We start from the raw sequence: 13,561 nt of genomic DNA, 5'->3' as shown, positions 1-13,561 counted from the left end.
CGGCCTCGGCCGCCGCCTCGGCGACGGTCTGCTCGGCGAGCGCACGCGCCGCTTCCGACTCCTCCTGGGCCCTGGCGCGCACCCGGCCGGCGTCCTCGCTCGCCCGCTCGCGCTCCGCGAACGCGTCGGACCTGACCCGGTCGGCCTCTTCCTGCGCCTCGGTCCTGGTCCGCTCAGCGGCGTGCTCGGCGGCCGACCGCAGCCCGGCGATCTCCTGCTCGGCCTGGTCCTGCAGACCGGCCACGGAGTCCCGTACCTGCTGGGCGGTCTGCTCGGCGGCCGACACCATCTCCGTCGAGCGCCGGTCGGCCTCCTCGACCAGCCGCTGCGCCTCGGTCTGCGCCTCCTCGACCCGCTTACGGGCCGAGGCGAGCAGTTCCTCGCTCTGCTCGCGGGCCCGCTCGCGCTCCTGCTCCGCCTCGCCGCGCGCCCCGGCCAGCAGCTCCTCGGCCTCGCGGCGGCGCCTGGCGGCCTCTTCCTGAGCCGCCGACAGGGCTTCGGCCGCCTCGGTGCCGACGCGCTCCGCCGCCGCACCCGCCTCGCTCCTGAGCCGGTCGGCGCTCTCCTGCGCCTCCGTCTTGAGCCGCTCGGCCTCCGTCGCCGCTTCCGTACGCAGCCGCACGGCCGCCGTCTCGGCCTCGGCGCGGGACTCGGCGGAGTCGGCCGCCGCTTCCGTACGCAGCCGCTCGGCCTCCTGCTCGGCCTGCGCCTGGAGCGTACGGATCCGCTCCGCCGCCTCAGCGCGCAGCCGCTCGATCTCCTCGCCGGCCTCCCGGCGGATCCGCTCGCTCTCCGAGCGGGCGTCGGTCAGAGCCTCATCGGCGGACGAGAGCCGCTGCTCGGCCTCGGTGTGCAGCCGGGTCAGCTCGCCGGCCGCCTCCGCCTTACGGGCGTCTATGCCGCGTTCGTTCTCCGCGCGCAGCTCCTCCGCCGCCTGCTCGGCCGCCGACCTCGTCGCCTCGGCCTGCTCCTCGCCCTCGGCGCGCAGCCGCTCCGCCTCGGCGCGGGTGCGCTCCAGGGTCTCCTCGGCCTGCCGGCGCAGCGTCGTCGCCCGCTCGATGGCCTCGGTACGTACCCGCTCGCTCTCCGTCGTCGCGTTCGACCGCGCCTCGTCGGCGTCCGCCTTGGCCTTGGTCAGCAGCTCCTCGGCGGACCTGGCCGCCTCCTCGATCTGCTGGACCGCTTCCCTGCGGGCCTCGCCGCGGATCCGCTCGCCCTCGGCGACGGCCTCGGCGCGCAGCGACTCGGCCTCGCCGCGCAGCCTGCGGGCCTCCTCCTGCAGCTCGACGGTCTTGGCGCGGTACTCCTTGGTGTCGTCCTTGGCCGCGCCCTTGAGCTGGTCGGCCTGCTCGGCGGCCTCGCCGCGCAGCCGGTCCGCCTCGGCCTCGGCCTCACGGCGGATCCGGTCGGCCTCCTCGGCCGCCGACGTCGTGGTGGCCTTGGCGTCGGCCGACGCCTTGTTCAGGACTTCCTCAGCGGTACGGGCCGCCTTGGCGAGCTGCGCCGCCGAGTCCTCGGCCGCCACGGAACGGGCCTTCTCCGCCGCCTCGGCGACCAGCTTCTCGGCCTCGGCGCGGGCGTCGGCGAGCGCCTGCTCCGCCTCCGACTTGGTGGCTTCCGCTTCCTTGGTGGCCTCGCCGACCAGCCGGGCGATCTCCGACTTGGCCGTACGGGTGCGCTGCTCGTTCTGCGACTCGGCCCCGGCCAGCCGCTTGACGGCTGTCTCCTTGGCCTCGGTGACGACCTTCTCGGCCTCGGCGCGCGCCTCGCGCAGCCGCTCCTCGGCCTCCTGCATCCGCGCCTCGGCGGCCCGGCTCAGGTCGCCGGCCTGCTGGCGCGCGGTGTCGGACTCCTGCGTCGTGGTCGTACGGAGCTGCTCGGCGTGCGAGGTGGCTTCCTGCGCCTGGTTCGAAGCGGCGGTCAGCAGCCGCTCGGCGTCCCTGCGGGCGCGCAGCAAAATCGCTTCCGCTTCGCCGCGCGCCGCCTCCGCGTCGGCGCCGAGCCTGCGCCTGGCCTCCTCGGTGACCCGGGCGGCCTCGGCGCGGGCGGCGGCCAGCGACTGCTCGGCCTCGGCGCGCGACTCCTCCATGAGCCTGCGGGCCTGGGCCTCCGTGCGGGCCCGCAGCTGCTCGGCCCACGCGACGTTCTCGTTGACGTGCGACTCGACGGTCTGCCTGCGGTCGGCCAGCTCCTGGTCGAGCCGCTGCCTGCGCTGGACCGCCTCGGCGTGCAGCTCGGCCTGGAGCCGCGCTTGGTGCTCGGCGTGCTCCTGGAGGATGCGCTGGGTCTGCGCACGGGCGTCGCGCAGCTCACGCTCGGCGTCCACCCGCAGCTGGTCGGCCTGGATCTGGGCGTTACGCAGCAGCTGCTCGGCCTGGTAGCCCAGGTCGGCATTGTCGTACGAGGGACGGGAAGCAAGGTTGCGGCGTGCCTCGTGGAGCTTGGCGCGCAACACCTCGACCTGGTACCCGAGGTCCTCGGCGTGCTGGACGGCCTTCTCTCGTGCGGTCTTCAGCCGGTCCATCTCGGCTTCGAACCGCGAAAGGTGGTCGTCTTCAGCTCGGTGGCTCTCCTGGCGTTCGTAGCCCCGCACTGCGCGGTCCCATCCGTCCCCTGGTCGCAACTCTCCCAACGAGTACCGCTCGCGGCGAGCGGCCCCCCGGGGAATGGTGTCAGATCATCGGCACACGTGCGGCCCCGACCCGGTCCCGGCCCGGAGCCGCCACTCTACCGGGCCGGGAATGCCCGGGGTCAGTGCTCCGGGACGGAGGTGACCAGTTCTGTGAGTACGCCGTGGCAGTCCTTGGGGTGGAGAAAGGTGATGCGGGAGCCCATGGTGCCGGTCCGCGGCTGGTCGTAGAGGACGCGTACGCCCTTGTCACGGATGGCCTGGGAGTCACTGTCGACGTCCCCGGTGCCGAACGCGAGGTGGTGCACCCCCTCGCCGTTCTTGGCCAGCCATTTGCCGACGGCGGAATCCTCCCGGATCGGTTCCAGCAGCTGAAGGTACGAAGCGCCGCCGTCGGACGTCTCGTTGATCTTGAGCATGGCCTCCTTCACGCCTTGCTCCTCGTTGGTCTCCGTATGGAAGACCTCGAAGCCGTAGGTCGATCGGTAGAACTCGACCGTCGCTTCGAGGTCGTAACAGGCGATCCCGATGTGATCGATTCGCGTCAGCATGGAACCAGTGCAGCGGTACCACCGCGGTTACGCAAGGTGCGCGCCGTCACACTCACCGGCTGGTGACCCCGCTGCCTACCGGTCAGTACCCTGGTGGTTAACCCTCGTTCACTCCTCAAGCTCGGGCAAAGGGGATCGCGTCTCATGTCGGATACGAACACCACCACCTCAGTCATCGTCGCCGGCGCCCGTACCCCCATGGGGCGCCTGCTCGGCTCGCTCAAGTCCTTCTCCGGCGCCGACCTCGGCGGCTTCGCGATCAAGGCGGCGCTTGACCGGGCCGGGATCAGCGGTGACCAGGTGCAGTACGTGATCATGGGGCAGGTGCTGCAGGCCGGGACGGGGCAGATCCCGGCGCGCCAGGCCGCCGTCAAGGCGGGCATCCCGATGTCCGTCCCCGCGCTGACCGTCAACAAGGTCTGTCTCTCCGGGCTCGACGCCATCGCGCTGGCCGACCAGCTGATCAGGGCAGGAGAGTTCGACATCGTCGTGGCCGGCGGCCAGGAGTCCATGACCAACGCGCCGCACCTGCTGCCGAAGTCCCGTGAGGGCTACAAGTACGGCGCGATCGAGATGCTCGACTCCATGGCGTACGACGGTCTGACCGACTCGTTCGAGGACATCGCGATGGGCGCATCGACCGAGAAGCACAACACCCGCCTCGGCATCGAGCGCCCCGCGCAGGACGAGTTCGGCGCGCTCTCCCACCAGCGGGCCGCCGCGGCGCAGAAGAACGGCGTCTTCGAGGCCGAGATCGTCCCGGTGGAGATCCCGCAGCGCAAGGGCGACCCGGTGGTCTTCGCGCAGGACGAGGGCATCCGCGCCGACACCACCGTCGAGACGCTGGGCAAGCTGCGCCCCGCCTTCGCCAAGGACGGCACGATCACGGCGGGCACGTCGTCGCAGATCTCCGACGGCGCGGCCGCCGTCGTCGTCATGAGCAAGGCCAAGGCGCAGGAGCTGGGCCTGGAATGGCTCGCGGAGATCGGCGCGCACGGGAATGTGGCGGGACCCGACAACTCGCTCCAGTCGCAGCCGTCCAACGCGATCCTGCACGCGCTGAAGAAGGCGGGCGCGGAGGTGGCCGACCTCGACCTCATCGAGATCAACGAGGCGTTCGCCGCCGTGGCCGTGCAGTCGATGAAGGACCTCGGGGTGTCCCCGGAAAAGGTGAACGTGAACGGTGGTGCGATCGCCCTCGGCCACCCGATCGGCATGTCCGGCGCCCGGCTCGTCCTGCACCTCGCGCTGGAGCTGAAGCGGCGCGGCGGCGGCGTGGGCGCGGCGGCGCTGTGCGGTGGCGGCGGGCAGGGGGACGCGCTGATCCTCCGGGTGGCCAAGTCCCAGTAGTTTGAGCCCGGCGGGCGCCCGCCGGTGCCTGCGGGTGTGGGTGCGGCCGGGGTGCGGCCGGTGTCGCGTACGGAACGAACGGAGCTGTGATGCAGGACGTCCCCGAGCTGGTGACGCAGGCCCGCGAGGGCCGGCCGCGCGCCGTCGCCCGGCTGATCTCGCTGGTCGAGGGGGCGTCCCCGCAGCTGCGTGAGGTGATGGCGGCGCTGGCCCCGCTCGCCGGCAACGCGTACGTGGTCGGGCTCACCGGCTCGCCCGGCGTCGGCAAGTCGACGTCCACGACCGCGCTGGTCTCCGCGTACCGGGCGGCGGGCAAACGCGTCGCCGTGCTCGCCGTCGACCCGTCGTCGCCCTTCTCCGGCGGCGCGCTCCTCGGCGACCGGGTGCGGATGTCCGAGCACGCGTCCGACCCCGGCGTCTACATCCGCTCCATGGCGACCCGCGGCCACCTCGGCGGGCTCGCCTGGGCGGCGCCGCAGGCGATCAGGGTGCTCGACGCGGCCGGATTCGACGTGATCCTGGTGGAGACCGTCGGCGTCGGCCAGTCGGAGGTCGAGATCGCCTCCCAGGCCGACACGTCGGTGGTGCTGCTCGCCCCCGGCATGGGCGACGGGATCCAGGCGGCCAAGGCCGGGATCCTGGAGATCGGCGACGTGTACGTGGTCAACAAGGCGGACCGGGACGGCGCCGACGCGACGGCCCGCGAGCTGAACCACATGCTGGGCCTGGGCGAGGCCAGGGCCCCCGGCGACTGGCGCCCCCCGATCGTGAAGACGGTCGCGGCGCGCGGTACGGGCATCGACGAGGTCGTCGAGGCCCTGGAGAAGCACCGCGCCTGGATGGAGGAACACGACGTCCTGAACGGCCGCAGGGCCGCTCGGGCGGCGAAGGAGGTCGAGACGATCGCGGTCACGGCACTGCGCGAACGCATCGGCGACCTGCACGGCGACCACCGCCTGGACGCCCTGGCGGAACGAATCGTGGCGGGCGAGCTGGACCCGTACACGGCGGCGGACGAACTGGTGGCGGGCATCACGGGCGACGCCTAGGCCCCGTCCGGCGGGAGTGTGCCGCTCGGCCCGGGGCGGTGCGGGGTTGTGGTTGCGGTTGTCGCCGGGTGTCGTTCCGGGGTCGTGTCCTGCGCTGCATGATTTACGGCGCGTACTCCCGTGACGCGGAGCCACCGCCGAGATGCGCCACACATCACGCTCTACGCTCCGGACACCACCCCTGCACGACCCCCTTTGCCCTCCCCGCCGGCTGCTATCGTCGGCTTCATGTTCCTCGAACCCCGTGTCTAGGACCCGGTACCGCCGCGCTCCTCGCGCTGCCACGGTGTCCCAGCACGCACTCTTCGAGGAATCCCTCCCATGTCGTACGCCGCTGTTCTGCGGACCCCGCATGCCCTGCGCACGTTCGGTGCCGCGCTGCTCGGCCGCCTCTCCTACGGGACCGTCTCCCTCTCACTCGTGCTGACCGTCAAGGACGCCTCGGGTTCGTTCGCCGTGGCTGGCACGGTCGTGGCGCTGTTCGGCGTCACCAGCGTCTTCCTGTCGCCCGCGCGGGCGGCTCTCATCGATCGGTACGGGCTGCGCCGTGCGCTGGCTCCCATGGCCGCTCTGTACGCCGTCCTGCTCGCCCTGCTGGCGGTTGCCGGGCGTCAACCTGCTTGTCCGGACTGGTTGTTCGTCGTGCTCGGCGGGGCGGCCGGTGTGTGCACCCCGCCGCTGGGGCCCGTCATGCGGACGCTGTGGGGGCAACTGCTGCCGGACAGGGCGCTGTTGCAGCGCGCGTTCAGTCTCGACGGGGTCGCCGAGGAACTGCTCTACGTCTGCGGCCCCTTGATCGTCGGGGCGCTGGTCACCCTGTGGGATGCCACGGTCGGGATCGCCCTCAGCGCCGTATTGGTGGCCGTGGGGACGCTCGCGCTCGTCACGGCGCCCGTACCGTTCCCCGGTGGTGCCGGCGGCCGGAAGCGGCGGGCGCGCGGCGGTGTGCGGGGCCTTGGCGGGTTGCTGCCGGCCGCCGCCGGGGTGGGAATCTGTCTGGGCGCGCTCGACCTGCTGGTCGTCGCGCGCACCGAGGAGCTGGGGCGGCCGGGCACCGTGGCCTGGGTGATGGCCGCCCTCTCGGCCGGCAGCGCGGTCGGCGGGCTCGCCAACGGCGCTGTCTCCTGGCGTGGTTCGGCCAAGGCGCGGCTCGCCCTGCTGGGCGGGGCGCTGGGGCTGGCCATGGTGCTGACCGGGTTCGCGGCGAACGCGTACGTACTGGCGGGGCTTACCGCCCTGGCAGGGCTGTTCGTCGCGCCCGCGCTGACCACCGCGTATCTGATCGCGGACGAGGCGGCGAGGCCCGAAGCCCGTACCCAGGCCGGTGCCTGGGTCAACACGGCGCTGAACGCGGGGATCTCGGGCGGTACGGCGGCCGTGGGAGTGCTGGTCGGCCGGCTGCCGCTCGCGCTGTGTTTCGCCGGAGCCGCCGTTCCCGTGCTGTGCGCCGCCGCTGTGTACGGGGCGGCGCGAACCGCCCGGCCTGGTGGGGCCGGGCGGGGCGCTGTCGGTTCCGGCTGATCAGTCGTCGTCGCCGTGCCGGCCGCCGCCGTGGTCGTCGCCCGCGTCGTGACCGGGGCCGTCGTCGTCGCCGTGCCGGCCGCTGCCGTGGTCGTCGCCGTGGTCGTCACCCGCGTCGTGGCTCGGGCCGTCGTCGTCCCCGCCGCGGCGGTCGTCGTCGGCCGTGGGGCGCGGGGCCGGGGTGGCGCCGTGGTGCGGGTTGTCGTCCGTCTTGGAAGGCGTGGCGGTGCGGGTGGCGCCGTCTCGGTGGTCGCGGTCCAGCGTCGCCCTGCCGGTGGTCAGGTCGACGTGCACCTCACGCTCCACGCCGTCCTTGCCCAGGATCTCCACCTCCCAGTAGCGGCTGTCGCGTTCGACGGAGGTCACCGTTCCCGGCACGATCGCCAGCGCCGAGGACTCGGCCCGCCGGGCGTCCGTCTTCGTTCCCCCGGGCGTCGGCGAGACGTGCGGGTTGTCGTCCGCCGACAGGTCCGGGCGGGGTGTCGCCGTGCTCGTCGTCGCCGTCGGTGCCGGGGACACCCGGCCGTCGTCGCTGCCCATGGCGACCGCCGTGTAGGTGCCGCCCCCGATCAGTACCGCCGCCGTGACGCCCGCGATGGTGATGTTGCGCTTCATGTGGTGCCTCCCGGGTCGTTGTCCGTGTGACATCAACTTCGCCGAGGCAAGCTGAAGGCAGCCTGAAGCCACCTGAAGAGATCTTCAGGTTCAGTTTGGGAAGCTGGGCGCATGCGGTTGCTGATCGTCGAGGACGAGAAGAGGCTCGCGGTCTCGCTGGCCAAGGGACTGACGGCCGAGGGGTTCGCCGTGGACGTCGTCCACGACGGGCTCGAAGGGCTGTACCGGGCCGGTGAGGGCGTGTACGACCTGGTCGTGCTCGACATCATGCTGCCCGGCATGAACGGCTACCGGGTCTGTGCCGCGCTGCGCGCCGCCGGCAACGACGTACCGATCCTGATGCTCACGGCGAAGGACGGCGAGTACGACGAGGCCGAAGGGCTCGACACGGGCGCCGACGACTATCTGACCAAGCCCTTCTCGTACGTCGTGCTCGTCGCGCGCGTCAAGGCCCTGCTGCGCAGGCGGGGTTCGGCCGGGGCCTCGCCCGTGCTGCGGATCGGCCGCCTCAGCGTCGACACCGCGGCCCGCCGGGTCTTCCGTGACGATGTCGAAGTGGCGCTGACCGCGAAGGAGTTCGCCGTGCTGGAACAACTCGCCGTCCGGCCGGGCGAGGTGGTCGGCAAGCCGCAGATCCTGGAGCACGTCTGGGATTTCGCCTACGACGGCGACCCCAACATCATCGAGGTCTACATCAGCACCCTGCGGCGCAAGATAGGCGCCGGCGCCATCCAGACGGTGCGCGGCGCGGGTTACCGGCTGGTCGCCTCGTGAGGCGGCCCTTCGGGTCCGTACGGGCCCGCACGTCGCTCGGTGCCACGGTGGTGGTGGCGATAGCCCTGGTGGCCGCCGGGATAGCCGTACTGATGTCGCTGCGCTCGAACCTCACGGGACAGGCGGACCAGCAGGCCGACTCGGCGGCCAGGGACATCGCCGTCGACATCATCGCCCAGGTGCCGAACCCGGTGCCGTACGCGCGGCTGGAGCTTCCCGACGGGGAGGACCACCCGGTGCAGGTGTCCACCAGGGGTGGTCAACTGCTCGCCGCGAGCAAGGGCTTGGAAGCCGTCAGCGGGACCGGGCTCGCCGCGGTGAAACCTGCTCCCGCCCCGGTGTCCGTCCCGCCCAAGACACCGGCCGCCTTCCACGACGACGGCGGCAAGGGCAGTGGGAAGGGCAAGGGCGGCGGCAGCGACGACGACGGGGGTGGTGACGACGACCCGAGCGGGAGTGACGACAACAGCGGCAGCGGCAGTAGCGGCGACGACGACCGGAGCGGGAGCGACGACGACGGGTCCGGGCTCGGCAGCGTCGGCGATGTCATCTCCCACACCTCGGGCCGCGCCACGGTCGACGGGCACTCCGCCGACTACCGCTTCGTCACCATCGAGGTGACCGACCGGAACAACGCCAAGGTCCTGCTGCGGGTGGGCTCTTCGCTCGCCGCCCGGCAGAGCGCCCTCAACACCGCCACCACCGCCATGCTGGTGGGACTGCCCGCCCTGCTGCTGATCGTCGGGGGTGTCACGTGGCTGGTGACCCGCAGGGCGCTCGCCCCGGTCGAAGGCATCCGCCGGGAGATGGCCGCCATCACCGCGTCCGAGGACCTGTCGCGCCGGGTGCCCGAGCCCGGCAGACAGGACGAGGTGGCCAGGCTCGCCCGTACCACCAACGAGACGCTGACCGCGCTGGAGGCCTCGGTTGAGCGCCAGCGCCGCTTCGTCGCCGACGCCTCGCACGAACTGCGCAGCCCGATCGCCTCGCTGCGCACCCAGTTGGAGGTGGGCTCGGCCCATCCGCAGCTGCTCGACGTGCCGGGCGCGGTCCTGGACACCGTACGGCTCCAGCAACTGGCCGCGGATCTGCTGCTGCTGGCCCGGCTGGACGCGGGGGAGCGGCCGGGGGAGACCCGGGTCGAGTTGGGCGCGCTGGTGGCCGAGGAGGTCGCCCAGCGGGCCACCGACCGGGTCCCGGTGACGGTCGACGCTGCCGCCGGTCTCGAAGTCTGCGGCTCACGTGGCCAGTTGGCCCGGGTGCTGGGCAATCTGCTGGACAACGCCCAGCGGCACACCAAGACCGAGGTACGGGTACGGCTGCGCCGGGAGGCCGGCGATGTGGTGCTCGCGGTCGGTGACGACGGCGCCGGGGTGCCGGAGTCCGAGCGGGACCGGATCTTCGAGCGGTTCGTACGGCTCGACGAGGCGCGCGGCCGGGACGACGGCGGAGCGGGGCTCGGCCTCGCCATCGCCCGCGATGTCGCGCTGCGGCACGGCGGCTCGCTCACGGTCGGGCCAGGACCGGGCGGCGGCGCGCTGTTCGAACTGCGGCTGCCGCCCGCCCGCTGACGTCAGAGCTTGCCGCGGTGGCCGTGCAGATGCTCCGCCACCGGGCCGAGCGCCTTGCGCAGATCGGCGAGGGCCTCGGGCGACAGCAGATCGATGAAGTGCTTGCGCACGGACTCCACGTGGTGCGGCGACACCCGCTGCATGGTCTCCATGCCCAGATCCGTGAGGACGGCGAACAGCCCGCGCCGGTCGGACTCGCAGTGCTCGCGCTTGACCAGCCCCGCCGTCTCCATCCGGGTGATCTGGTGGGACAGCCGGCTCTTGGACTGGAGGGTGGCGGCGGCGAGGTCACTCATCCGCATCCGGCGTTCGTCGGACTCCGAGAGGTTCACCAGGATCTCGTAGTCGTTCATGGTCAGGCCGAAGGGCTGTAGGTCTTTCTCCAGCTGGTGCGTCAGCAGCCTGTTGACATCCAGGTGGGTGCGCCAGGCGCACTGCTCCGCGTCGCTCAGCCAGTGAGTGGCAGTCTCGGTCTCCATATCAGGATTCTACCTAAGATGTTGAATTCTGTACAAAGTGTGGATGTGACGCCGCGCACCCGGTGCGCGGCGTTCACCCTCACCGACCGTGTACCCACCCAGGCCGAACTACTCTCACAGCCCGAAACGACGCTGCAGATCGCCCAGCTGTCCCGGCAGCCGCTGCCCGCCGGGCGGCTGCTGGCCCGGCCGCTGGCCGCCACCGCCGCCCGGTACGCCGGGTTCGTTGGGCACCGTGCCCGTCACCCGCTCGGCCATCAGGATCTCGGTGGACTGGAGCAGCACCGTACCGGCGCCGACGAACTCGAACTGGTGCTCCTCACCGGAGGCCCCGCCGATGCCCGTCATGGCGCGCAGCCCGCCCATCAGCCCCGTCATGTACCCGTGGTCGTAGTGGTGGCAGGGGGACGGGCAGTCGGCCCAGCCGACCAGCGCCTGCGGGTCCACCTTGAGCGGCGGCTCCATGAAGACCACCGGGCCGTTGGAGGCGGCGACGAACTTCCCGGTGCCGATCAGGGTGAGGAAGCCCGGCACGATCGACTGCTTGAGCGCCAGCGTGGGCTGGTAGGCCAGCAGATTCCCCGACCTGATCGTCAGGTTGCCGTCCTCCAGGTCGTACGAGTTCACGTCGAACGCCCGGTCGGCCAGCAGCATCTTGCCGCTGCCCTCGGCCACCACCCAGTCCGCCGCGTGCAGCGGCGAGTGGAAGCTGGTGCGCACCAGACCCTGGAACCTGCCGTGGCCGATGCCGTTGAAGTCGATCCGCCCGTAGTAGGCGATCATCTTCCCCTTCTGCAGGAACCACTGGCTCCCCTTGAGCTCCACGCAGAAGGTGTAGTTGTTGACGTTGTCGTCGCTCGGCAGCGTCATCGGATCGAAGATCACCGGGCCGGTCACAGCTTCTCCTCCGACGCCTGGACGTACACCGCACCGTTGCCGCTCAGCTCCAGCTGGAACGCCTCGCCCGAGCCGCGCCCCACCATGTCGCGCCAGCCGAGCGCGCTGGAGAGCTTGTTCCGTACGTCGCCGTGGTGCGCGACATACGCCTGCGGGTCCACATGGACCTCGCGCCCCGGGGAGATGGGCACCTCGATCACCCCGCCGTGCGCCATCACGGCCACGGACCCATGGCCCTTGAGCGTCGTGGTGAACAGACCCTGTCCGGTCACCTGGCCGCGCACCATCCCCATGACCCCGCCCTGCGAGCCCATGAACATCGTGCCCTGCTGGAGCGTCCCGTCGAAGGCCAGCAGCCGGTCGGCCTCCACGTACAGGGTGTCGCCGGTCAGGCCGATCACCTGGATGTGGTGGCCGCCGTGGCCGAACATCACCGTGCCGTTGCCCTCGACGGTCATCAGCGGGGTGGCCTCGTTGGCGACCCGGCGGCCGATCATCGACATCACACCGCCCTGGCCGCCCTGGATGTTGGGGGTGAAGCTGACGTCCCCGCGGTAGGCGATCATCGCGCCGCGCTGGCTGAACATCTTCTGCCCCGGCATGACGGTCGCCTCGACCATCTTCGAGTTGATCTCACGGAACGGCATCAGACGTCACCCCCGATCGTGTTCCGCTCGCTGGGCTGTACGTAGACGAGCCCGTCGCCCTCGAAGCGGATCTGGAAGGACTCGCCGGAACCCTCGCCCATGAGCGTGCGGAAGTTGACCCCGGACTGGAAGTTCTGCTGGAGGTTGCCCTGGTGGGCGATGTACGCGCCGGGGTCGACCATCAGCGGGTACTGCCCGGTCACCCGGAGCACCACAGCGGGGCCGTCCGACATGATCGCCGCCTGGCCCATGCCCTCGACGGTCGTGGTGAACAGACCGTTGCCGCTCGCGCCGCCGCGCAGCCCGGTGAAGGTCGTGCCCGTCCGGAGCCCCGCGTCGGTGCAGAGCAGGTTGCTCGCCTCGACGAAGAGCTTGTCGCCGTGGAGCGAGACGAGATTGATCTCGCTCGCCCGGTCCGCGAACCAGCAGGTGCCCTGGCCGCTCACCTCCATCACCGTCATCTGTTCGCCGGTCAGCCGGCGGGTCACCATGCCCCGCAGACCCTCACCGCCGCCGGACAGCTTCTTGAACGTCATCCGGCCGTCATAGGCGACCATCGAGCCGTTCTTCGCCTTTACCGCGTCGCCGGTCATATCGACCGCGAGCATCTTGCTGCCTTGGAGTCGGAACTGAGCCACGGGACGAAGGTAACGGGCCGGGGGCGCGGCGAACAGGGCCTGATGTCACGACCCGACCCTGGTACCCGTCGGCGGAGGTCCGGCTGACACAATGAGGCGGGGCTTGTGCATCCGTTCACAAGATCCCGCTCACCGATCGATGCCCCCTGACGAAGGTGCCTGACCCGTGGACATCAAGACCGCATCCGCTCTCCACCGCCTCCGGCTGGTCTCGGCGCCCGAGGCCGTGTCGTTCCTGCTGCTGCTCGTCTGCTCGGTGCTCAAGCGCACCACCGACTTCAACGCGGTCCCGGCCATGGGCATGATCCACGGGGTGCTCTTCGTCCTGTACGTGCTCTTCTGGGCGGACTCCTGGCGGCGCGCCAAGTGGGGCATCGGCACCGCCGCCCTCTATCTCCTGCTGTCCGTGCTGCCGACCGGCGGCTTCTTCGCCGAGCGCAAGCTCAAGCGGGCCTCCGCCGACGCGGTCATCGCAGCGCGCGCCCGCCGCGAGGGTACGGTGAACGCATGATCGTCGCCTTTTCCGTCTCCCCGCTCGGTGCCGGCGAGGACGTCGGCGAGTACGTCGCCGACGCCGTGCGCGTGGTCCGTGAGTCGGGGCTGCCCAACCACACCGACGCCATGTTCACCTCGATCGAGGGGGAGTGGGACGAGGTGATGGACGTCGTGAAGCGGGCCGTCGCCGCCGTCGAGGCGAAGGCCCCGCGCGTCTCGCTCGTACTCAAGGCCGACATCAGGCCGGGCGTCACCGACGGCCTCACGTCCAAGGTCGAGACGGTGGAGCGACACCTCCGTACGAAGTAACCGTCGAACGTAAAGCGCCTCACTCGGACGACACCG

14 protein-coding genes are annotated in these 13,561 nt (G+C 71.5%); 7 read left to right on the top strand and 7 right to left on the bottom strand.

What is annotated here, in order from left to right; all coding sequences use genetic code 11:
• On the bottom strand, positions 1-2,593 hold a 2,593-nt coding region (gene scy / locus HY68_RS03565; RefSeq protein ID WP_041984274.1), incomplete at its 3' end, for a polarized growth protein Scy.
• A gap of 158 nt (positions 2,594-2,751) precedes the next feature.
• The gene (gene mce, locus HY68_RS03560; RefSeq protein ID WP_041984273.1) at positions 2,752-3,180 is read right to left on the bottom strand and encodes a methylmalonyl-CoA epimerase; all 429 of its coding nucleotides are present in this window, start codon (positions 3,178-3,180) and stop codon (positions 2,752-2,754) included.
• 144 nt (positions 3,181-3,324) lie between these two features.
• Here mce and HY68_RS03555 point away from each other — a divergent pair, with 144 nt between their 5' ends.
• From HY68_RS03555 to HY68_RS03545, 3 genes are all read left to right on the top strand, one after another.
• Positions 3,325-4,530: an acetyl-CoA C-acetyltransferase gene (locus tag HY68_RS03555; RefSeq protein ID WP_041984271.1), complete on the top strand. Its 1,206-nt coding sequence runs from the start codon at positions 3,325-3,327 to the stop codon at positions 4,528-4,530.
• An 89-nt stretch (positions 4,531-4,619) separates the two neighbouring features.
• Positions 4,620-5,579 (top strand): methylmalonyl Co-A mutase-associated GTPase MeaB, encoded by a 960-nt coding sequence (gene meaB, locus HY68_RS03550; protein ID WP_041984269.1) that lies wholly within the window; start codon positions 4,620-4,622, stop codon positions 5,577-5,579.
• Between the two features lie 321 nt (positions 5,580-5,900).
• Positions 5,901-7,100, top strand: coding sequence for an MFS transporter (locus HY68_RS03545; protein WP_041984268.1), 1,200 nt, complete (start codon positions 5,901-5,903; stop codon positions 7,098-7,100).
• Here the strand turns inward: HY68_RS03545 and HY68_RS43440 are convergent, their stop codons facing one another.
• The gene (locus HY68_RS43440) at positions 7,101-7,715 is read right to left on the bottom strand and encodes a hypothetical protein (RefSeq protein WP_052457003.1); all 615 of its coding nucleotides are present in this window, start codon (positions 7,713-7,715) and stop codon (positions 7,101-7,103) included.
• Between the two features lie 111 nt (positions 7,716-7,826).
• Between HY68_RS43440 and HY68_RS03535 the strand changes: the two genes are divergently transcribed.
• Positions 7,827-8,489: a response regulator transcription factor gene (locus HY68_RS03535; RefSeq protein WP_041984265.1), complete on the top strand. Its 663-nt coding sequence runs from the start codon at positions 7,827-7,829 to the stop codon at positions 8,487-8,489.
• Positions 8,486-10,060: a HAMP domain-containing sensor histidine kinase gene (locus tag HY68_RS03530; protein ID WP_041984264.1), complete on the top strand. Its 1,575-nt coding sequence runs from the start codon at positions 8,486-8,488 to the stop codon at positions 10,058-10,060. The genes HY68_RS03535 and HY68_RS03530 overlap by 4 nt, the downstream gene beginning before the upstream one ends.
• A 2-nt stretch (positions 10,061-10,062) precedes the next feature.
• Here HY68_RS03530 and HY68_RS03525 read toward each other — a convergent pair whose 3' ends face one another.
• From HY68_RS03525 to HY68_RS03510, 4 genes are all read right to left on the bottom strand, one after another.
• A complete protein-coding gene (locus HY68_RS03525; protein ID WP_041984262.1) occupies positions 10,063-10,539 on the bottom strand; it encodes a MarR family transcriptional regulator in 477 nt (158 codons plus the stop codon).
• 114 nt (positions 10,540-10,653) lie between these two features.
• Complete coding sequence (locus HY68_RS03520; protein ID WP_198533204.1) at positions 10,654-11,436, bottom strand: AIM24 family protein; 783 nt, start codon at positions 11,434-11,436, stop codon at positions 10,654-10,656.
• On the bottom strand, positions 11,433-12,083 hold the full coding sequence (locus tag HY68_RS03515) for an AIM24 family protein (protein ID WP_041984260.1): 651 nt from the start codon (positions 12,081-12,083) through the stop codon (positions 11,433-11,435). The genes HY68_RS03520 and HY68_RS03515 overlap by 4 nt, the downstream gene beginning before the upstream one ends.
• Entirely contained in the window at positions 12,083-12,721 is a 639-nt protein-coding gene (locus HY68_RS03510; protein ID WP_078863412.1) for an AIM24 family protein, read from the bottom strand. Before HY68_RS03510 ends, HY68_RS03515 begins: the two co-directional genes overlap by 1 nt.
• 166 nt (positions 12,722-12,887) lie before the next feature.
• Between HY68_RS03510 and HY68_RS03505 the strand changes: the two genes are divergently transcribed.
• Together HY68_RS03505 and HY68_RS03500 are read left to right on the top strand one after the other, a co-directional pair.
• A complete protein-coding gene (locus tag HY68_RS03505) occupies positions 12,888-13,232 on the top strand; it encodes a DUF3817 domain-containing protein (RefSeq protein WP_041984256.1) in 345 nt (114 codons plus the stop codon).
• On the top strand, positions 13,229-13,525 hold the full coding sequence (locus tag HY68_RS03500) for an MTH1187 family thiamine-binding protein (RefSeq protein ID WP_041984255.1): 297 nt from the start codon (positions 13,229-13,231) through the stop codon (positions 13,523-13,525). Before HY68_RS03505 ends, HY68_RS03500 begins: the two co-directional genes overlap by 4 nt.
• The last annotated feature ends 36 nt before the right edge of the window (positions 13,526-13,561 follow it).

The sequence above is a fragment of the Streptomyces sp. AcH 505 genome (assembly GCF_000818175.1).
GTDB lineage: Bacteria > Actinomycetota > Actinomycetes > Streptomycetales > Streptomycetaceae > Streptomyces.
This window is presented reverse-complemented; position numbering and strand designations above follow the sequence as displayed.